The organism is Paenibacillus sp. UNC217MF (assembly GCF_000686865.1).
Classification (GTDB): domain Bacteria; phylum Bacillota; class Bacilli; order Paenibacillales; family Paenibacillaceae; genus Paenibacillus_B; species Paenibacillus_B suaedae.
Genome location: NZ_KK366027.1, coordinates 1142166 through 1162209, shown reverse-complemented (window position 1 = coordinate 1162209; position 20044 = coordinate 1142166). Strand labels below are relative to the sequence as shown.

Genomic DNA, 20044 nt, shown 5'->3' with positions numbered 1-20044 from the left:
CATCGTGCGCATTATCGTAACGCCGGATGCGCTTCGTCAGGGGAGCCGTCAGTTGCAGGCAACAGCGGAGCAATTGAATGCGATTCAATCGTCATTGGAACGTTCTCTGCAGACGCTGGAGTGGGAGGTTTCTATTAAGGCTGCGATCGGAGAAAAATGGCAGCAAGCTTCTCGGTTATCGGCTCAAATACATACGCTTTTGTTTGATTTAAGCCAGCAGCTTCAGTCCAAGGCGGATCAGTTCCAATCAGCTGATCAGCAAGCGCACCCGATTCTAGGCCATGCCTATCAAATCGGTTCGGCGGCGTCATTATATTCAACGATAGGGATTGGGGGGGCATCACTGATTATCCCTGCTCTAGGGACACAGGTAGGCGCCATATCGAACCCAAATGCGGTTGTTCGGGCGATTGGCACACAAGAGGATAAAGGTTCAGGCGGTTGGAATTGGAAGCCAACGACTCCTGAAATGTATGGTTATGGCAAAGACGGATACCGCATGATCAATATGGCGAAGAGCGGGTTCAATGTGAATGTTCGTGGAGACGGCTACGTGACAATCAGCGGTGCAAGATCGAAATTCGCACTGTCTGAGGGGATTCAAGGAACGAGATATGCGGCATCGAATGCAGCGAATCATGCAAATGTGTGGAAATTCGTTGATCCAGTAGTTGCAGCAAAGGAATCGCTCTCTATCAAGGGATGGAGTGCCAAGCTTGGATATGCGGGGCTTGCATACGATACAGGTACCGCAGTCATGACGGATTACGAGAAGGGTGGCCCTAGTCGTGCAGCTGCCAGTACTGTTGTGAATGGATCAATCGGAGTAGGTACCATGGCAGCGAGTGCTGCCGTGGGAGCCTGGGTAGGTTCAGTCGTTCCTGTTGCCGGCACTATTGTAGGGGCAGGAGTAGGGTTAGCAACAGGAGCTGCTATCTCTATGGTTACGGAGGTAACCATTAACGGCAAGTCTATCAAGACCCATGCGGTTGATGCCGTTGACACTGTGGTGGATACCATGACTGATACCGTTGCGAGTGGAACGAAAGCGGCAACTGAAGCCGTTCAAGATGGCGTTAAAGCGGTGAAGAGCGGTGCAACGAAGGCTGCTGGCAAAGTTGTGAATAAGGTTTCAGATATGTTCGGTTCAGTAGGTAAACTGCTGCCTAGTTGAAGCTATTAAAACGGGTCTAATAGACTGACCTAATTTATGACATAGGAACTATATTATGATATTTATTTATCGCTCTGTAGGATCAGAATACTGCTCATGTTATTTGTACATTGGTTAATATGATCAGCTCGTCGCATCGCGTTTGCAGCTTCGATAAGAATTGTAGGATGCAAGAGTAGAAAGGGAAGGATGAATTATGGGGAATCAAACTGAACAACAACATGTTGGGAATGGAGAGGATGCATTGCTTCCACTCGGCTCTATCGTACTGCTGCATGAAGGAAGCAAAAAATTAATGATATATGGCCGCAAACAGCTGCAGATCACTACGAACCGTTTGTTCGACTATTTGGGAGTCATATATCCTGAAGGGTATATTGATGAGAACTACTCCTATTTGTTCAATCAGGAAGACATTGAAATGATTGTCCACGTTGGCTATACCGATGTGGAAGAAGAGCAGTTCCAACTCGTACTTCAGAGCGTTCCTCAGGCTCAGGAGTCCACATTTTAGAATTAGGACTGCAGACTCTTTTAAATTTGTAATAGATTTCATGTACAATTATGAATAGAAATATTTGCATAATTTATTTGTCGTTCAAATGTCTATGTCTACCAAAAGGAGGAACAAACATGGCAGGTCGCATTTTAATTACACCGGAACAGGTTGATCAAGTATCGAATCAATTCAAGCAGGGTGGAGATCAGAGTCAACAGATCGTAGCTACCCTGACACAGGCTATTCAAGGAATGGAAGGTCAATGGGAAGGGATGACGAAACAGCGCTTCTTCCAAGAATTCCAAGAAGCAAGCAAGCAGATGCAATCCTTCGTTCAAACCTTGAACACAATTAGCGAAGAATTGAAGGCTATTGCGCAGAAGTTCCGCTCTGTGGATGAACAGCGCTAATCGTTCAATTCTTACTTGAATACGAAGAGGAAGCCGGGCGTAGGACACTCCCGGTTTTTCTTACATCATACAGATGCATCATCTCGGGAGGATAGGAATTATGTCATTTCAGCCACAATCAGGAGATACGATCATTATTCAAGATATCGAATATCGGTTCGGCGAACATCCGGCAGCTCCTGGCCTCGTATATGCGCAGGCTGGCAGACAGGGTGTCATCTATCAGCTGCTTCCAACCCGAGGAGATGCTGTAGAGGCAAAGGCGCTCAAAGTGTTCCATCCGAAGTATCGTATCCCTGCGATGGTATATCAATCTGAGCTGCTCGATACCTATAGTGAGCTTCCAGGACTAAGCGTGTGCAGTCGGAACGTATTGACCCCTGAGAAAAACGGAGGACTTATCCAGAAGAGCACGGATTTGCTCTATGCAGTGGTAATGCCGTGGATACATGGCCCGACGTGGCTGGATATCGTTGCAGAACATAATCGGCTGACACGCCAAGACAGCCTGCAGATTGCCAAATCGCTGGCACGAGTATGCTCCGGTATGGAGCAGCGAGGTCTGGCACATTGCGATTTGTCTGCGCCGAATGTCATGCTTCCGTTTTTCTCGGAAGTTAAGCAGAGTTCGAAGGCATCATCGATTGAACTGGTAGATGTGGAGCAGCTCTATAGTCCTAAGATGGATCGACCGGATGTGCTGTTCAGTGGCTCTCCAGGATATGCTGCACATCGTGCGCTGCTGACAGGGATGTGGAGTGCATATGCAGATCGATTCGCAGGCAGCATTCTTCTTGCAGAGATGCTTGGTTGGTCATCTCAGCAGATCGTGGATAAGGCATGGGGCGAGAGCTATTTCGACCAACGTGAAATGCAAACCTCCTGCGAGCGTTATGAGGGATTGAAGCATGTATTAACAGAACGATATGGCGGCAAAGTATCGGATCTGTTCTCACGCGCTTGGGAAAGCCAGGATTTGAGCAGTTGTCCGACCTTCGGTGAATGGTTGATTGTGCTTAATGGCGTAGCCGAGGAAGAACAGATCGTTATAGACGTTAAGCAGCAGAATGCGCCAGAAGGAACGCAAGCGATTCATGAGCAGCGTTCAGAGGATAAAGCGATAGATAAAGAGGCGGAAGGATACACAGAAAATTCTGCTGTACAACCCGATGCAGTATCCGTCCCCCTTATTCCTGCTCGGGCTGATGTTGATCCAGATGTGGTCAATCGCCTGTTCCGGCAGGCCAGAGAACTAGAAGAGCAAAATCAACTGCAAAGTGCCTTGGAAGTGTACCGATCGGCTCATCATTTTGTTGAGAAGGAAAGTCCGATGCATATTGAGCTGGCTGCGGCGATTCAAGACTTGGAGCAGAAGCTTGCAAGGGTAGCAGATCAAATGCCACGGTCTAAGGTCAAGCTAGGGAAGCGAGCGATTGCGATCATTAGTGTAGCGTCAGCCCTCCTATTGCTTGGCTGTGGAGCTTTTGTGGTAAATCAGATGAACGAAGATGCGGTCAAGAAGGCTGCGGAAGAACGAGCGCTGCTTGACGCGAAGACTCAACAGTTGAAGGCGGAAGAGGAACGGAAGCAGGAAGAAGCAAAAAGGGTTCGTGAGGAAGAACAGCTCAAGGAGGAAGCGCGCAAGCAAGAGGAACAGCAACGCAAGGAAGATGAGCAGAAGCGCATAGAAGAACAGCAGCGCATCAAGAAGCTGGAGGAACAGAAGAAGAAGGATGCGGAGCGGAAACGCCTGCAGGCCCAGTATGATCAACAAGAGCAATATGAGAAGTATGTGGAGTGGAAGAAGAAGCGGGATGAACAGCTGAAAATAGAACAGGCTCGCGAGCAGGAGCGCAAACGGCTGGAAGCGGCACAGGCCGCACAGGCCGCGGAGAAAGCTGCTCAATTGAAGAAGGTTCGCAACCGTGACGTGGTACTGCTAATTGCTTCTTACAATAAAGCGTACAATGCACTATCAAGAAATAATATGAAAAATGCTTCAAAGTATGCGTTAGAGTTTACAGAACGGTATGAAAAGGACCCAGACTACTTCAAAAATGTAGGCAAGGTGGGGACGAGGGCTGGACATATTTATAAGTTCTTGAATGATACGTCCTATCAGCTGCCTGACATTTAGCGTGGACCAGGCACGATTCAAATAACATGCTATGAGGTGAATTGGACGGATGAACTACACGATACAGGCTTCACAGCGCACGCCTGCACTTCTCATCTATTTAATTGATATCAGTGCTTCCATGAATATGACGATGGCCGGAAGACGGCGAATCGATGTAGTATATGACGCATTATCCCAAGCGATTCGACAGATGGTATTCCGTTCTACGAAGGGAAATCGTCTGACACCGCGCTATCGCATTGCAATATTGGCCTACAGTGACGATGTCTATGATGTGCTGAATGGCATCAAGGGAATTGACGAGATTGCAAGCATGGGGGCATTACCTGATTTGACGCCGGTTCGCTTCTCTGATGCAGCCAAGGCGTTCCTTCAGGCAGAGAGACTGCTGGAGGCCGAGCTGCCTCATATGCAGGACTGTCCTGCTCCGCTTATTTGCCATATGACGGACGGAGTTGCTACTGGGGATGATCCAGCGCCAATTGCTAGGCGGATTATGCAAATGAGTGTGCCGGACGGCAATGTGCTTATCGAGAATATATTTATTACGGATCACATGTTGGATACACCAATTGAAGAACCCCGCAGGTGGAAGGGGATCGTGCAGGATACCATTCTTACCGATGAACATGCACAGAAGCTGCGAAGTATGTCTTCGATCTTGCCGGACAGCTATCGTGAGATGTTGGTGGAGGCGGATTATCACCTCTCATCAGGAGCCTACATGATGCTGCCCGGAAATTGTCCAGAGCTGGTCTCGATCGGATTCCAAATGTCTGCCGCTACTCCTGTGCGTTAATTGATTCCTAACGAAGGGAATTCACAATGAGGAGAGATTGCAGGAAGCTATTCAATCTCCGTATGCCTATTGTACAACGATACAGCTTGGATTACGTAAGAAAGGCAGGGTGAATCCGATTGAGTCTGACATCCTTTCACTACCGTTGTTCCCAACAGATGGATCAGCCGTTAATGACGATCGAGCAATCCTCTTTTCGCTGTAGATTTGCTTACGCACGAGCGGGAGAGACGGCGCAATATAAGGATAACAATCAAGATTATTTGGCCTTTCGCATAGATGGTGGTTCGCTCAGCTTTGTATTATGCGATGGGGTCAGTTTGAGCTACCAAGGAGATTTTGCTGCGAGGTTTCTAGGTGCCCATCTATTGGACTGGATTGCTGTTCAGTCTGAATTGAATGCCGAGTCTTTGCATGCTTATCTAGATTCTCTACGTGATGCAGCAGCTGAGCAAATGTCTGGGCTGCCGATTCCCTCGGGACTCCCTCCACTTGTGAAGGAAGTATTGGAAGACAAGAAACGAATCGGGAGCGAGGCGATGTTCACCTGCGGGCGGATTGATGGCACTGATGGAACGGATGAAGCAGAGCCGTATAGTCGAATATGGCTTGCATGGCATGGGGACGGGCGACGTCGGTTATGGCAGCATGGACAAGAAAGCTGCAATCTGTTCGAGACTTCCAGCTCAAGTGGAGAACGGTGGTCAGTCTATCGTGGTCTCATCGGCGGAAGAGCTCATACCTTGCACCACCATATTGAAGGCAATGCACCCTTTCGGCTGATGGTGTATACCGATGGGTTATCCGAATTGGACAGCCTGCTGTATCCGCCTGCAGACGAACTGCTTCGCCACAAGCTGGAGCATCGAAATGGAGAAATGCTGGAGGATGATGTGTCTCTGCTCGACATAAGCTGGTCATCTTGCGGAAAATAAGGAGATATGACAATATATCACATGCCGAACGCTTGCGAGTAAGGTATAATCGTAGCAAAGGAAATTTGAAGCTGGGCCTCTCTTGTCTATCTGCAGATACAGGTGACGAACTGCAGTGCTCGACAAATGGGAAATAAAGAGACGGCATCCGAGCTGAGGAAGGTTGCCACATGAAGAGAAAACACGCAGATCGCTACGATTGGAAACGGATTTTGTCCAAGCAGTTCGCGCTAACTGAAGTAGATTCTCCGGAATTTACAGGCTACATCTCTCTGATTAAATTCAATGCGGTGCGGCAGCCGTTAACAGTGACAATGGACGGGAAGAGAATAAAGCTCGTAGATACAGGATATTGCTGGATGCAATATTTCCCCTTGCATGAGCATTATTCCATTACGACTGTATTTGATGAACAGGGAGAGGTCATGCAGTGGTACGTGGATGTTTGTGAACCGGTCGGAACGGATGATCGGGGCATCCCCTATTTCGACGACCTATACTTAGACGTTGTGCTGCTGCCATCGGGCCATATCTTCCTCTTGGATGAGGATGAGCTGGAAGAAGCTCTGGAGTGGGGACGCATTACCCATGATCAATACAGCACAGCTGTGAAAGAAGCTTCCCGACTCGTTCATGAAGTGAAGGAACACCCATTAGTTAGACGAAGTAAAGAGGACTTTATAATGATGCAGCAATTGCTTATGCCATGAGAGAAGACTGATATCAGTCTTCTTTATTTCTTTATAGCACTTGTTCGCATTTCTGCATAACTTGACCCGTATTTAGATCCTATCTATAACTGGAAGTTATTTCGTATTGGTATACAGTAGGCTAGTCTAGTTCTAGTCACCATTAGCCAACCAATTTTTAACTCTCATTTGACCAAGGGATGGGTGTGGGTTGAAACTTTTTCCATACCTGATGCGTCTAAGATATGTACCTTGCAAATCGTGCATGCGCAAGAAGATGTAACTCAGTTAGGTCAGCCAAGTTTGTTATATATCAAGCAGAGGATGCATTTCCAAGTCAGCAGACCAGCCCAACAGCAATTGTCATGTATGCGCTCACACTGGCCTTGCTTCTTATCGCTGCTGTACTCACATTGCGCAAACAGGAAGGAAACGTAAAAAGAGAGTATATCAGTCGGACATGAAAAGGGTGGGGTCAAATGCATTTTCCAGTTGTATATTCTACATTATGCGAGCAAGCACTTAAGGAATGGATAGAAGAGAATTATGCTGTAGGCAAGGTTCAGCGGGTTGAATTTTTGCTGCGCGGAATGAACGATACCTATAAGGTGCATGGCGATGAAGCCCTGTATATTTTCCGTGTATATCGTGGGGATTGGAGAAGACACCAGGCAGTGGTTGAATTTGAGATGGATTTCCTTCTTCATCTACAAGCTGAGGGGATATCCGTATCCTCACCGATTACGGCATTGAATGGGGAACGTGTTCATCCGCTCCAAGCGCCTGAAGGTATTCGATTTGGCGTCCTGTTCACCTATGCTGTGGGAGAAGAACGCTCAATCGACAATGCCGACATTAGCCGATTGTTCGGAGAAGCAGTAGCGCAGCTGCACAGTGCAGCAGATACGTTTACAAGTTCATATGAGCGTCCTGTAATGGATCAGAATTATCTAATCGATAAGCCGCTGCAGGTGATTGCTGACCGAATTCAGCATAGGCCCGAAGATGTTCAGAAGTTGATGGCCATTGGCAGCGCATTGAAGGAGCAAATTACACAGTTCTCAGCGCTGGATTGGGGAGTGTGTCACGGGGATTTGCATGGAAATACTAATATTAGTTACAGCGGCGATCAGACGTATACTCATTATGACTTTGACTTGTGCGGTTATGGCTACCGCGCTTATGATATAGCAGAATTTCGCTTGGCTCGTGAGGTGCACTTAGGCAATGATCCTGGAAAGCTGTCAGAGTTGTGGGATGCATTCCTAGAAGGCTATCAGTCTGTACGTCAACTTCACGAAGACGATATTCGAGCAGTTCCCGTATTCGTTGCTGCACGTCAGTTGTGGTTAATGGGACTATGTCTCCATGATTTGCATATTGTCGGAAGCATCGATTCGGGCGATGATTTTATTGATGAGAAGATGGAGTATTTCAACTCGCTGTCTGTCGAATTTGCAGGTCGTCTAATAATAAGTTTATCGAGCGGAAATAGACTAGATAGGAAGTAGACAAGCGACTTAGCAACTTAGGAGGGACATCATGAATGTAAAGAAGCTGCCTAGAGAGCAGAAGGAAAAATGGATAGAGGATTTGAAGCAGTATTTTGAGACAGAGCGTGGAGAATCCCTGGGCATGTTCGAGGCAGAGGAGCTAGTTGACTATCTACTGAAGATGTTTGAGCCCTACTTATATAATCAGGCCATCGAGGATGCGCGTGCGATGTTGGAGCAGCGTATGGCTGGCATTGAAGAGGATCTATATGCAATGAAGAAATCGGAGAAGGGCAGCAGATAATCATGCCTTTTACCTTCGCACATCCACTGTATGCTGCACCTGTTCAGCGTCTTGCGCCGCAATACTTAAGTGTGACTGGGCTAGTTCTTGGAAGCATGGCACCTGACTTTGAATATTTTATTATGCTTGAACCGTACCAATTGATGGGCCATACGTGGAAGGGATTGCTGTTGGAAGCAATCCCTCTGTGTGCATTGTAATGGATGCAGCATTTCTTATCCAAGGTAGGACTTTCTGTTGAAGTGTATTGAATATATCGATGATGAACTCACCTGTAGAGGAGGGAGTCAATTGCAAATTCGAAAAGCGATGGCTGGCGATGCGCCTGGTATTGCGCGTGTTCATGTCGACAGCTGGCGCACTGCCTATCAAGGGATTATATCAGATACTTATTTGTCTAGCTTATCTGTACAAGCTAGACAAAATATGTGGGAGCATGCAATAGGACAGTTGACAGAGGACAAGTGTATTTATGTCGCAGTACAGGATACTGAGGAAATCGCAGGTTTTGCGATGGGTGGCCCAAGCCGGAGCGAACAATTTCCGGATCGAGCAGAATTATATGCACTCTACTTGCTGTCGACCGTTCAAGGACAAGGGCTCGGCAGCAAGCTGGTTTCACACGTGATGGAGCATTCGAAGTCGTTCGGACATACGAATATGTTGGTATGGGTTTTGAAAGGGAATCGTGCTCATCAATTTTATCGTCGTACCGGTGCAATAATCGTCGGCGAGAAAGAAATTGAGATTGGCGGAGAACCGCATACGGAAATCGCTATGGAATGGGGACAACTGTCGATATAACAGGTAGGATCCGACTACTCCGTTGTGAACAATTGCTCACCACACACGGGAAGCGGGACAGATACTACATTATACATAAGTAGGTGATTTGCAATGGCTTCAACGATACATTATCAATTAAAGCAGTTGGAAGGTTCCACGGCATTATACGCTTACGCTACGGAGGCAGGCGAGAAGAAAGGGTTGTTCGAAGTCGACTTTGTAGAGTATGAACGGATGTGTCAGAAAGGGCAAGTACCTTCGATAGAGGATACAGTTTATTTAATACGCAAGAGTGAGCATGACTCTAACTTTTATGGGGGAATACGTGTGTTTTTCCACCTATACAAGCATTATCTACAGCATGGTGCGTATGCCCATGAATATGGGCAGATGGCGTAAGTTGCATGCTCATGAATCCACACACAAACTCTGTCATTCACTTGATTCAACCATGCAGGTGAGAAGTGAGAGACAGCTTAGAGGAGGATAATCATCTTGGAAGCACTCATTATTCCTACGGAAACTCATAACATCCCACTAGATTTGCTGCTGCTTGCTGATCCGGAAGAAGCTGCCGTGAATCAATACTTGCATCGCAGTATCGGTTATACATTGAATGTGAAAGGAGAGACGATTGGAGCTGTACTTCTGCTTCCGACGCGCCCCCACACCCTTGAGCTTGTGAATGTGGCTGTTGCAGAAGAGTGGCAGGGCAAGGGCTATGGCAAGCAGCTTGTACAGCATGCCATTCAGTGCGCTCGTGAGCTTGGTTATCAAGTGCTGGAGGTAGGCACTGGGAACTCCAGTCTGTCACAGCTCGGTTTATATCAGAAATGCGGCTTCCGTATTTGCGGAATCGATACCGATTTCTTCGTCATTCACTATGATGAACCGATCGAAGAGAATGGAATTCCTTGCGTAGATATGATTCGTCTCCGCCTTATCTTGTAAACGTGTACTATAATGGATAAATAGATAGATTTGCATTTATCCATACGTTGATAAGAGTGGGAGCGTGTTACCGATGAATCATTTTACCGATGAAGAAATTCGCATCATTCGAGATCAGGCATTGTCCATTGAGCGAGAGGGGAAGCTTCCGCAGCAGCTGCTGCAATGGATTTATGAGCGTGGATTGTTCAAGTTGTTCGTACCAGTTGAATTACAGGGGAATATGACACAACTTCCCGAAGCGTTGAAATGGTTCGAGCATACGTCCTGGATTAATGGCAGCTTCGGCTGGCTCGTAACGATTGGCTCTGGAGGCGGCTTCTTTGCACCATTTATGACGCCAGAAGTGGCGAAGGATGCTTATACGAGGAAGGAAGCGGTTGTAGCAGGATCGGGGCATCCAAGCGGCACGGCTGTGAATGTTGAGGGCGGATACCGGGTGAATGGGCGCTGGAAGTTCTGCAGCGGCTCCACATATGCGACTGTGTTCACCGCCAATTGTGTGGTTCAAAAGCATGCCGAATCGGATACTGGAGGGGAATCAGCAGCGGAGCCGGTCATTCGTTCATTCGTATTCTGGCCGGATGAAGTTGAGATCGTGAAGGATTGGAACGCATTTGGCCTGAAGGCTACAGAAAGTCATTCCATTGTCGTACATGATGTATTTGTACCTGATGAACGAACCTTTAGCATTATGGAGCCAAATGGTCTTTACGATAACCCGATATACAGCTATCCGTTCCTGCCATTTGCAGAAGCATCGTTCGCTGCTGTAAGCATAGGGCTGGCAATGCACTTCCTGGAAGAGGCGCGAAATATTGCGGAGCGGAATCGCACTGTATGGGAAAATGCTTCAGTGAACCGTTATGATTCTATATCGAATAAAATCATCATTCAGAACGAATTGCTGACGGAAGCGGTAAGTGCGTTCTATCAGGCTATCGAGCAATCGTGGAACGAGCATACACAAGGCAAGGTACTCACGGACACGGATGTACAGGAAGTATCACTTCGGTGTAAGGAAGCTGGACAAGCAGCCTTATCATCGGCCAATGCGCTTTTCCCGTACTTGGGCATCCATGCAGTTATGGAGGATGCGCCAATCAATCAAATATATCGGGACTTGCAGACTGTGTGTCATCACTCATTGTTAGTGAAGTTTGATTAAGTAAGAGGTATACGTCACTTCCAAGATAGCTTGGAAACGACATAAAAAAGGCAGAGTAGAGATAGGAGGAATGTCTCCTGATTCTCTTCTCTGCCTTTATTGCTTGGGTCTGAAATAATTGGATACATCCTAAACGAGATGGCAGGCTACATAATGGCCAGGCTTGGCTTCACGGAATTCCGGAGCAGCAGCCGCACATCGCTCAGTTGCCACGGGGCATCTCGTACGGAAATGACAACCGCTCGGTGGATTGATTGGACTTGGGAGTTCACCGCTTAACACAATTCGCTCCTTCTGCGCCTCGATATCTGGATCGGGAACGGGAATGGCGGACATGAGCGCTTGCGTATAAGGATGAAGCGGCTCATTGTAGAGCGTCTCACTATCAGTCAGTTCAACCATTTTGCCCAAGTACATGACGGCCACGCGATCGCTAATATGCTTGACCATGGACAAATCATGGGCGATGAACAAATAGGTAAGTCCAAGTCGAACCTGCAGATCCTTCAGCAAGTTAACGACTTGTGCTTGGATGGATACATCAAGCGCGGAGATCGGCTCGTCACAAATAATGAGCTTTGGATCTACGGCAAGCGCGCGAGCGATGCCGATACGCTGTCGTTGGCCTCCTGAGAATTCATGCGGGTAGCGAGTAGCGTGATCTGGATTCAAGCCAACAAGATCAAGGAGATCCTCGATCCGCTTCTTCTTTTCTGCGCGGCTCGCAGCTAGCTTGTGAATATCGATAGCTTCTCCAATAATATCAGAGATGGTGAGCCGCGGATTAAGCGAAGCGTACGGATCTTGGAAGATCATCTGCATTTCACGGCGCATCGCTGCCATCTGCTTGCGCTTCAGGCTGTAAATATTCGTTCCATTGTAGATTGTCTTGCCGCCTGTCGGCTCGTAAAGACGCAGGACAGTTCGTCCTACAGTGGACTTCCCGCATCCGGATTCACCAACCATACCGAGGGTCTCACCCTTATGGATGGTGAAGCTGACATCGTTAACCGCTTTTAATATATTGCCGCGGCCTAGATTGAAATACTTCTTCAATCCCTGTACTTCAAGCAATGCCTCTCTGCTCATCGAGCCACCTCCTGCGCCAGCGGATGGAGAAGCCAGCATTTCGCTTGATGCGAATCGCCTACCTTCGTTGCTTCCGGATCGTAGGACATGCAGACTTCCATCGCTTCATTGCAGCGAGCACAGAACCCGCAACCTGCTGGCGGCTTAATCAGATCTGGCGGTGTGCCGTAAATCGGAATAAGCGGCTCGTCTTTCTTCTGATCCAGACGAGGCAAGGAACGGAGCAAGCCCTTCGTATAAGGATGCTGTGGATTTTTGAATATATCCCATTTCGTTCCAGTCTCAACGATTTTACCAGCATACATAACAATGACTCGGTCGCATAGATCAGCGACAATTCCGAGATCATGCGTAATTAATATAATGGATGTGCCCATCTCCTGCTGCAGCTGCTTCATAACGCGCAAGATTTGAGCTTGTATAGTTACGTCAAGCGCTGTAGTCGGTTCATCTGCGATTAGCAGGGATGGTTTGCAGGCAAGTGCGATGGCAATCATCGCGCGCTGGCGCATTCCGCCCGAGAATTCATGCGGGTATTGCTGGAAGCGGGAAGCTGGATTCGGAATGCCAACCATTGACAGCATCTCGATAGCTCGTGCCTTCGCCTGTGAAGCGGTCATTTGTTGATGCTTCATTAATACTTCAGTAATCTGTCGACCTATCGTCATCGTCGGATTTAATGAAGTCATGGGATCTTGGAAGATCATGCCGATATCCTTGCCGCGAATCGATTGCATGTCACGTTCTTTCAGCTTAAGCAGATCATTTCCTTTGAAGCGTATCTCGCCTTGCTTCACCTTGCTAGGTGGGCTTGGCAGCAGCCGCAATATTGATTGCGCCGTAACACTCTTGCCACAGCCGGACTCGCCTACGATCGCCACGGCCTCGCCTTGATTCACATGAAAATTGATACCGCGTACTGCCTTCACCTCGCCGCCACGGACGTGGAAAGAGACGTGAAGGTCGTTGATTTCCAATAAAGGCTTCATATTCGTCATCCTCCTCGTCTACTTTTTCATCTTCGGATCGAGTGCATCACGCAGTCCATCGCCAAACATGTTGAATGCAAGCATCGTCAAGCTGATAAAGAATGCAGGGAATGCGATACGCCATGGATAGACGGTCATCGCCTTCAATGCATCGCTAATCATCGTTCCCCAAGAGGCAGCAGGGGATTGTACACCAAGCCCGAGGAAGCTAAGAACCGCTTCGCCGAAGATCGATACAGGAATTGCTAAGGTTAGCGTAACGATAATCGGGCCGAGTGAATTTGGAATCAGATGCCGGAACAAGATCCGTGCTCCCGATGCGCCGAGAGAACGGGAGGCAAGGACGAACTCCTGATTTTTGAGTTGCATCATTTGCCCGCGCACAATCCAAGCCATATTTATCCAGCCAGTGAAGCACAGTGCCAATATAATAACGCCAAGACTTGGTTCTAGTACTACTACCAGTAGAATGGCGACAAGAAGGTCAGGAAGTGTGAATATAATTTCAGATGCCTTGTTCATGATTTCATCGAGTTTGCCTCCCACATACCCCATAATGCCGCCATATATGACGCCGACAATCAGGTTAATGAGGGCTGCGGAGAAGCCGACGATAAGTGAAATACGAGCGCCCATCCAAGTACGGGCGAACATGTCGCGGCCGAGATCGTCCGTGCCGAACCAATGCTCTGAGGAAGGTGGCAAATTCGTCTTGTCCAAATAATTGGTTTCGTAGTCATAAGAAGTTAACATTGGTCCGATGATGGCCATAATAATGAGCAGTACAAGAATAACGAGGCCTGTCATTGCTGCCCAATTGCTGCGCAATCGAAGCCACGAATCGCGCCAAGCGGATATACTCTCGCGTTCGATCGCCTCCGCCGCATGTTCGTCGATGTTCGCTTTTTTGAATTGCTCGGGCTTGATAGGGGGCTGATGCAATGGATTCTGTTTGTTGTAGGTAATCATGCCGCTTTCTCCTTTCCTTTGGCAAGCTTAATGCGAGGATCGATAACACCATAAGCCAAGTCAGTAAGGAAGCGAGCCACCATCAATATAACGCCATAGAACATAGTGATCCCCATGATGAGAGAATAGTCGCGGTTCGTAATACTCATTACGAATATTTTACCAAGACCACCGATTCCGAAAATATGCTCCACAATGAATGAACCGGTAACAATACCTGCAGTAAGTGGGCCAAGATACGTAACAACAGGCAAGATTCCGTTGCGTAAAATATGTCTGCGCACAATGACACCGGCAGACAGACCTTTGGACTTGGCTGTCTTAATATAATCAGAATGCAGAACCTCCAGCATACTGGAGCGAGTTAATCTGGCGATGAAAGCAATCGGTAGAGCTGATAGCGCAATGGTGGGCATGACATAGGTGAGGGGGCCTGCTAGTCCAAAGACAGGAAGTAGCTTCAGTTTTACCCCAAGCACGTATTGCATAAATGAGGCAAGAACAAAGCTTGGGACAGACACGCCAACGACAGCGAGTACCATGGAAGACGTATCAATCAGCTTGCGATGCCGCATTGCTGCAGCAATACCGAGTCCTATTCCAATCGTAACGGCCACGATTAATGCACAGATACCCAGCTTAAGTGAGTAGGGAAAGGATTCGCGGATGGCCTGAACGACTTCACGATCCTGCATTTTCATGGAAATACCAAGATCACCTTGAACGAGCTTGTTCAAATAAACGACATACTGTTCATATAATGGCTTGTCGAGCCCATATTGTTCCATGAGCCTTGCACGTATTTCTGGAGGAACGGCTTTCTCTGACAGAAATGGGTCGCCTGGGACAGCCTTCATCAATAGAAAGGTAAGTGTAGCCAGAACCCATAAGGAAATGATGAGATACATTAGCTTGGTAAGGACATAGCGAATCACATTCCACCAGCCTCCTGAAGGATAATTTCAACCTATAATGCTAAAGTCGGGATACATATGAACATTGCCTGCATATGTACCCCGACTATTTACATGCTCAATGTCACGATCGATCGATTAGTGTTCTGCAATATAACCGCGAGTGAAGTTTATTTGTCCTTGGTAGTCGATAAATACATTTTTGACGTACGGCTTCTGTAAATGAACATTAGTATGATAGAAAATCGGTATGATCGCCATATCGTCTGCAATCAGCTTCTTCTCAGCTTGCTTAATCAAGTCCATACGTGCATTTGGATCCACAGAAATCTTCGCATCTTTCACCAGTTTATCGAATTCAGGATTGTTGTACCCAATATCATTATTGCCGCTGCCAGTCGTATACAGATCGATGAATGACATTGGATCATTATAGTCTGTCGTCCAGCCGGCGCGAGCGACTTGATAGTTCAATGCTGTCCGGTTCTTTAGGAAGACACCCCACTCCTGATTTTCAACCTTTATTTTCAGTCCAAGCGTATTTTTCCACATATTCGCGACGGCTTGAGCAACTTTCTTATGCATTTCATTGGTATTGTGAGCGAGTGTAAATTCAGGCATTTGTGTCAATCCGGATTCCTTCAAGCCTTTTTCGAGAAGAGCCTTTGCTTCAGCGGCATCTTCCTTGAAATAGGCGGTATCGTCGGTTTCATTGCGATACTCATCATTTAAACCTGCGATACCTTTCGCAACAATACCAAATGCAGGTGTTTGACCACCAAGCGTGACTTTTTCAACAATTTGCTTACGATCAATAGCCATTGCCAGTGCCTTGCGAATATTGACATTGTCGAATGGCTTCAGCTTATTGTTGAACAGGTAGTAATACGAGGATGCAATACCTTTGATTTGAAGCTCATCTGGCTTCGACTCCTTCAGCATCGCAATTTGGTCGACCGGAATTTCACCAGTCGGCTGACCTGCGAATTCAAGTGCTCCCGTTTCATACATGCTGACTTCGGTACCAGGATCCTCGACAATTGTAATTTGTACTTTCGTAAATTTGATTTCATCTTTTGCATAGTAGTGTTCGTTTGGAACCAGTTCAAGTGAGTTTTGATGCTTCCAGTCTGACATTTTGAATGGGCCGTTCGATATGATAGTACTTGCCTCAGAAGCCCATTTTGAATCGCGGGCATCCGTGTGTACAGGGTAGTAGGATTGGAAGGAGAGTAAGCTTAAGAAGTAAGCAGTTGGATTCGTGAGTTCGACTTCCAACGTGTAATCGTCAGTGGCTTTTACTGCTACGGAATTTGGATCCGTGGATTTCTTCGTGTTGTAATCTTCTGCACCTTTGATGTAGTACAGCTGATAGGCATATGGTGGAGCTGGCAACATCTTAGGATCGAGAACACGTTTCCAAGCGTTCTCGTAATCTTTTGCTTTTACAGGATCGCCGTTCGACCATTTGGCATCTTTGCGGAGATGGAAGACATACTTGGTCTTCGTAGCATCTTCTTCCCAGCTCTCTGCGGTACCTGGAATAACTTTGCCGTGCTCATCCAATCGTGTGAGCCCTTCAAAGATATGGCTCAATACTTGGAAGGAAGTTGTATCCTGAGATGTACCAGGATCAAGGGAAGGAGGATCACTCTTCATGTTGAAGCGGAAGGTCTGATCTGAGGCGAGTGCCACGTCCTTATTCTCTTCTTTTTTCTCACCTGTCCCGCTGTCGCCAGGTTTCTGAGTCTCGCTCGGCTTGGACTCAGGGGCAGGCGTGCTGCTGCTTCCGCAAGCGCTTACAAACGCACTTATTGCCAGTAAAAGCGTCAACATAAGCATCATGGATCTACGTTTCATACGTGTACAGTTCCCCTCTCAATGGAATAATCGTTTACACCATACGCCAACCTTACTAGATGCAGGTCAGAGGAGATAATTGACACCTGGTTTGTACCATATACTACCATAATGTTAGGTGTTCGTCTTTATCTTTTTCGATGATTTTATAAAAAATTTATCAAATTCGTAACGATTACCGCATTGACAGCTTGCCAATTAAGGTACAATTAACTGTTAGAACACTTTTATCAAGGGGGAAGACATATGAAGCCCATACGAAATTCAGCCAAGGCAATCATCATATACGACGGAAAAGTGCTGCTTACGAAAAACAAGGATCAGGAAGGATTCTTCTATCTGTTCCCGGGTGGTGGACAGGAACATGGAGAGCAGTTAAGTGATGCTTTGAAGCGGGAATGTATGGAAGAAATAGGTTGTCATATCCGTGTGCACGACCTCACGTATGTTCGTGAGTACATAGGTAAAAATCATCAATTTGCAGAATGGGATGCCGATGTCCATCAGGTTGAATTTTATTTTGTCGCTGAACTTGATGAGCGTATTCCTCCGGCGGAGCAAGAGGCTCAGATCTTTGCAGGAACGAATCCTGACGAGTATCAGGTTGGTGTAGAGTGGGTTGCCTTATCAGCGCTAGATCACATTCGAGTCTATCCTGCACAATTGATACCCAAGCTGCAAGGTAGAGGGGAAAAAGACGTCTATATGGGAGACACGAATTAACATATACGCTAACGTTTTAACCTTCGCTATTTAAGAATAGCGTTGAAGGCTAGATCTGGGATGAGGAGCTCGATAGAGCTGCCTTATCCTTTTTTAATTGGTAGAAGATTGCTGCTTGCGAAATGCAACGACTCCAACTATAATGATAATGATTATCAATATCAATTTTATGTACATAAAAAAGTTGGAGGTTATATACATGAGCACATTGTTAATTTATGCGAGTATGACGGGGAATACAGAAGAAATGGCGGAAGCTGTGGCCGAAGGCGTCAAAGGAACTGATGAGGAGCTTACGATGAAGGAAGTCATGGATGCCTATGCATCGGAGATGGCAGAGTACGAAGGAATTCTGCTTGGCGCGTACACATGGGGGGATGGTGAACTGCCCGATGAATTCCTTGATTTCTTCGATGAGATGGATGATGTGGATCTGACGGGCAAGAAGGCGGCCGTGTTTGGTTCTTGTGATTCTTCGTACGCACAATATGGTGCCGCAGTGGACATTCTCATTGAGAAGCTGCGTCAGCGCGGCTGCGAAGTTGTGTTGGATGGCTTGAAGGTAGAATTGACGCCTAAGGCTGACGAGAAGGAACAGTGTAGACAATTCGGGAATGCTTTCGTTGGCAAGCTTCGTTCATAATCAGGTCTAGTTCTACCTCTGTTATTTCGCAATCATCCAAAGCGATAATACTAATAACAGCATCTAAAACAGACATCAGCTCGTGTCCTTATTGAAGGTAACGGGCTGTTTTTCTTTGTCACGTTGAAGAGATAGATAGAGATAGAGCGTGGTTAGACAATAGCGGGCGGTTATGGCATGATCTTGTGTAGAAGAATAAGGTGAACCCCAGATCCATAAGGAGGGAAATCATGATGCGCAAGACCGAACTGTTCTTTCCCGTTCCAGTCCTAGAGACAGCCCGTACACGTATGAAGGAAATGACACTTCAGGATGCTGAGGATATGTTTGAATATGCCTCTGATGAAGAGATTTCGCGGTTTGCAACATGGCCTGCTCACCAGACGATTGCTGATTCGCAGCGTTTTCTGAACTGGATTATCCAGCGTTATAGTCGCGGAGAGATTGCTCCGTGGGGAATTTACTGCAAGCAGTCGGAGCGGCTTATCGGCACATGCGGCTTTGGGAATTGGAATCAGCAGCATGCACGTGCCGAGATCGGCTATGCGTTGTCAAGATCCCGCTGGGGACATGGCCTCATGACAGAGGTTGTGAACGAGGTGATTCGTTATGGATTTACTTCGATGAAGCTTGTACGGATTGAAGCTAGATGCTACCCAGATAATACTGCCTCGATTCGCGTGTTGGAGAAGTGCGGTTTTCAGCAGGAGGGAGTGCTTCGTAAGCATATTTTTGCAAAAGGGTGCTACGAGGATGTTCATTTGTTCTCCATTATTAACGAAGACTTGTTGGATGGGCAGCAAGCATAAAAAAAGAGCAGTACAGGTAGGAACAGCCCGTATTGCTCTTTCTAGATTTCAGATCTATCCGCTCTATGGAATTATTGCTGCATACATACATCATCCAACCTTCTACCAATTGTTGAGCAGGGTAACGGTCTTCGTTTTGCTATCCCAGTCAAATTGATAAGTAAATACATTCTGCAGAAGACGAAGCGGGATAAAGGTTTTATTGTTAATAATTTGAGGGAATGTCGTGAGCACCGTATCCTTGCCATTCACCTTCATCTTGCCAGTTAGTGAACTCCACGTAATATCTGATTTGTCCCCTTCAATATATACAGTATGGCTGTATGATTCCCATCGTACCTTCAAATTCAAATGCGTGCTTAGATCCTTAATAGGGATATATGTCAGCCCATTCTCGATCAAGGCGTCATGGGATAAGGTATTCCCATCCGTATCTACCACACGTACGACCGGAATCGGAGCCGGTTGCATTTGAACCTTATGATCGGCACCATCACCAGCATAGGCGAAGCTTGATCCAATCAGTGTTATAAGTAGACAGCCTACTAGAATGGATAGGCTGTATTTCAATGTACGAGTAACATCTCTCATGTAAGCCCGAAACCCCCTTTAACAATAATAACGATGATAGAATGAAAAAGTTGCAACATTTAGAAGTCTTTTTTGATCTGGACAAGTACGGAAACGACGTGAGAAAATA

Annotated in this window: 23 protein-coding genes; 17 read left to right on the top strand and 6 right to left on the bottom strand. The window is 46.9% G+C overall.

What is annotated here, in order from left to right:
• The first annotated feature begins 4 nt into the window (after positions 1-4).
• The 14 genes from BP95_RS0121295 to BP95_RS0121230 all read left to right on the top strand — a co-directional run bounded on the left by BP95_RS0121295 (position 5) and on the right by BP95_RS0121230 (position 11348).
• On the top strand, positions 5-1174 hold the full coding sequence (locus BP95_RS0121295) for a WXG100 family type VII secretion target (protein WP_021253118.1): 1170 nt from the start codon (positions 5-7) through the stop codon (positions 1172-1174).
• Between the two features lie 196 nt (positions 1175-1370).
• Positions 1371-1688 (top strand): DUF4176 domain-containing protein, encoded by a 318-nt coding sequence (locus tag BP95_RS0121290; RefSeq protein WP_021253117.1) that lies wholly within the window; start codon positions 1371-1373, stop codon positions 1686-1688.
• Positions 1689-1807: 119 nt separating this feature from the next.
• Positions 1808-2083 carry a WXG100 family type VII secretion target gene (locus BP95_RS0121285; protein WP_021253116.1) on the top strand — a complete coding sequence of 92 codons (276 nt, stop codon included), beginning with the start codon at positions 1808-1810 and terminating at the stop codon, positions 2081-2083.
• A gap of 100 nt (positions 2084-2183) precedes the next feature.
• On the top strand, positions 2184-4220 hold the full coding sequence (locus BP95_RS0121280) for a membrane protein (RefSeq protein ID WP_028533177.1): 2037 nt from the start codon (positions 2184-2186) through the stop codon (positions 4218-4220).
• Positions 4221-4269: 49 nt separating this feature from the next.
• The gene (locus BP95_RS0121275; RefSeq protein ID WP_028533176.1) at positions 4270-5022 is read left to right on the top strand and encodes a vWA domain-containing protein; all 753 of its coding nucleotides are present in this window, start codon (positions 4270-4272) and stop codon (positions 5020-5022) included.
• A gap of 119 nt (positions 5023-5141) precedes the next feature.
• Entirely contained in the window at positions 5142-5957 is an 816-nt protein-coding gene (locus tag BP95_RS31075) for a hypothetical protein (protein WP_155987324.1), read from the top strand.
• A gap of 170 nt (positions 5958-6127) precedes the next feature.
• Complete coding sequence (locus tag BP95_RS0121265) at positions 6128-6667, top strand: DUF402 domain-containing protein (RefSeq protein ID WP_021253112.1); 540 nt, start codon at positions 6128-6130, stop codon at positions 6665-6667.
• Between the two features lie 458 nt (positions 6668-7125).
• Positions 7126-8157 carry a phosphotransferase gene (locus tag BP95_RS31070; protein WP_081819937.1) on the top strand — a complete coding sequence of 344 codons (1032 nt, stop codon included), beginning with the start codon at positions 7126-7128 and terminating at the stop codon, positions 8155-8157.
• Between the two features lie 31 nt (positions 8158-8188).
• The gene (locus BP95_RS0121255) at positions 8189-8443 is read left to right on the top strand and encodes a DUF2164 domain-containing protein (protein WP_021253110.1); all 255 of its coding nucleotides are present in this window, start codon (positions 8189-8191) and stop codon (positions 8441-8443) included.
• Positions 8444-8445: 2 nt separating this feature from the next.
• Complete coding sequence (locus BP95_RS0121250) at positions 8446-8643, top strand: DUF4184 family protein (protein ID WP_028533175.1); 198 nt, start codon at positions 8446-8448, stop codon at positions 8641-8643.
• Between the two features lie 91 nt (positions 8644-8734).
• Entirely contained in the window at positions 8735-9247 is a 513-nt protein-coding gene (locus tag BP95_RS0121245) for a GNAT family N-acetyltransferase (protein WP_028533174.1), read from the top strand.
• A gap of 93 nt (positions 9248-9340) precedes the next feature.
• A complete protein-coding gene (locus BP95_RS0121240) occupies positions 9341-9628 on the top strand; it encodes a hypothetical protein (protein ID WP_028533173.1) in 288 nt (95 codons plus the stop codon).
• 96 nt (positions 9629-9724) lie between these two features.
• Positions 9725-10180 (top strand): GNAT family N-acetyltransferase, encoded by a 456-nt coding sequence (locus BP95_RS0121235; RefSeq protein WP_021253106.1) that lies wholly within the window; start codon positions 9725-9727, stop codon positions 10178-10180.
• 73 nt (positions 10181-10253) lie between these two features.
• Positions 10254-11348, top strand: a complete 1095-nt coding sequence (locus BP95_RS0121230) for an acyl-CoA dehydrogenase family protein (protein ID WP_028533172.1) — start codon at positions 10254-10256, stop codon at positions 11346-11348.
• Positions 11349-11477: 129 nt separating this feature from the next.
• On the opposite strand, the gene BP95_RS0121225 is transcribed toward BP95_RS0121230, so the two are convergent.
• The 5 genes from BP95_RS0121225 to BP95_RS0121205 all read right to left on the bottom strand — a co-directional run bounded on the left by BP95_RS0121225 (position 11478) and on the right by BP95_RS0121205 (position 17169).
• Positions 11478-12437 carry an ABC transporter ATP-binding protein gene (locus BP95_RS0121225; protein ID WP_021253104.1) on the bottom strand — a complete coding sequence of 320 codons (960 nt, stop codon included), beginning with the start codon at positions 12435-12437 and terminating at the stop codon, positions 11478-11480.
• On the bottom strand, positions 12434-13426 hold the full coding sequence (locus BP95_RS0121220) for an ABC transporter ATP-binding protein (RefSeq protein ID WP_021253103.1): 993 nt from the start codon (positions 13424-13426) through the stop codon (positions 12434-12436). The genes BP95_RS0121225 and BP95_RS0121220 overlap by 4 nt, the downstream gene beginning before the upstream one ends.
• A gap of 18 nt (positions 13427-13444) precedes the next feature.
• The gene (locus BP95_RS0121215; protein ID WP_021253102.1) at positions 13445-14395 is read right to left on the bottom strand and encodes an ABC transporter permease; all 951 of its coding nucleotides are present in this window, start codon (positions 14393-14395) and stop codon (positions 13445-13447) included.
• A complete protein-coding gene (locus BP95_RS0121210) occupies positions 14392-15330 on the bottom strand; it encodes an ABC transporter permease (RefSeq protein WP_021253101.1) in 939 nt (312 codons plus the stop codon). Before BP95_RS0121210 ends, BP95_RS0121215 begins: the two co-directional genes overlap by 4 nt.
• Before the next feature lie 117 nt (positions 15331-15447).
• On the bottom strand, positions 15448-17169 hold the full coding sequence (locus BP95_RS0121205; protein WP_028533171.1) for a peptide ABC transporter substrate-binding protein: 1722 nt from the start codon (positions 17167-17169) through the stop codon (positions 15448-15450).
• 246 nt (positions 17170-17415) lie between these two features.
• Between BP95_RS0121205 and BP95_RS0121200 the strand changes: the two genes are divergently transcribed.
• The 3 genes from BP95_RS0121200 to BP95_RS0121190 all read left to right on the top strand — a co-directional run bounded on the left by BP95_RS0121200 (position 17416) and on the right by BP95_RS0121190 (position 19344).
• Positions 17416-17892: an NUDIX domain-containing protein gene (locus BP95_RS0121200; protein ID WP_021253099.1), complete on the top strand. Its 477-nt coding sequence runs from the start codon at positions 17416-17418 to the stop codon at positions 17890-17892.
• Positions 17893-18091: 199 nt separating this feature from the next.
• Positions 18092-18535: a flavodoxin gene (locus BP95_RS0121195; protein WP_021253098.1), complete on the top strand. Its 444-nt coding sequence runs from the start codon at positions 18092-18094 to the stop codon at positions 18533-18535.
• 230 nt (positions 18536-18765) lie between these two features.
• Complete coding sequence (locus BP95_RS0121190) at positions 18766-19344, top strand: GNAT family N-acetyltransferase (protein WP_231515154.1); 579 nt, start codon at positions 18766-18768, stop codon at positions 19342-19344.
• 102 nt (positions 19345-19446) lie between these two features.
• Here the strand turns inward: BP95_RS0121190 and BP95_RS0121185 are convergent, their stop codons facing one another.
• On the bottom strand, positions 19447-19935 hold the full coding sequence (locus tag BP95_RS0121185; RefSeq protein WP_028533169.1) for a copper amine oxidase N-terminal domain-containing protein: 489 nt from the start codon (positions 19933-19935) through the stop codon (positions 19447-19449).
• Positions 19936-20044: the final 109 nt, after the last annotated feature.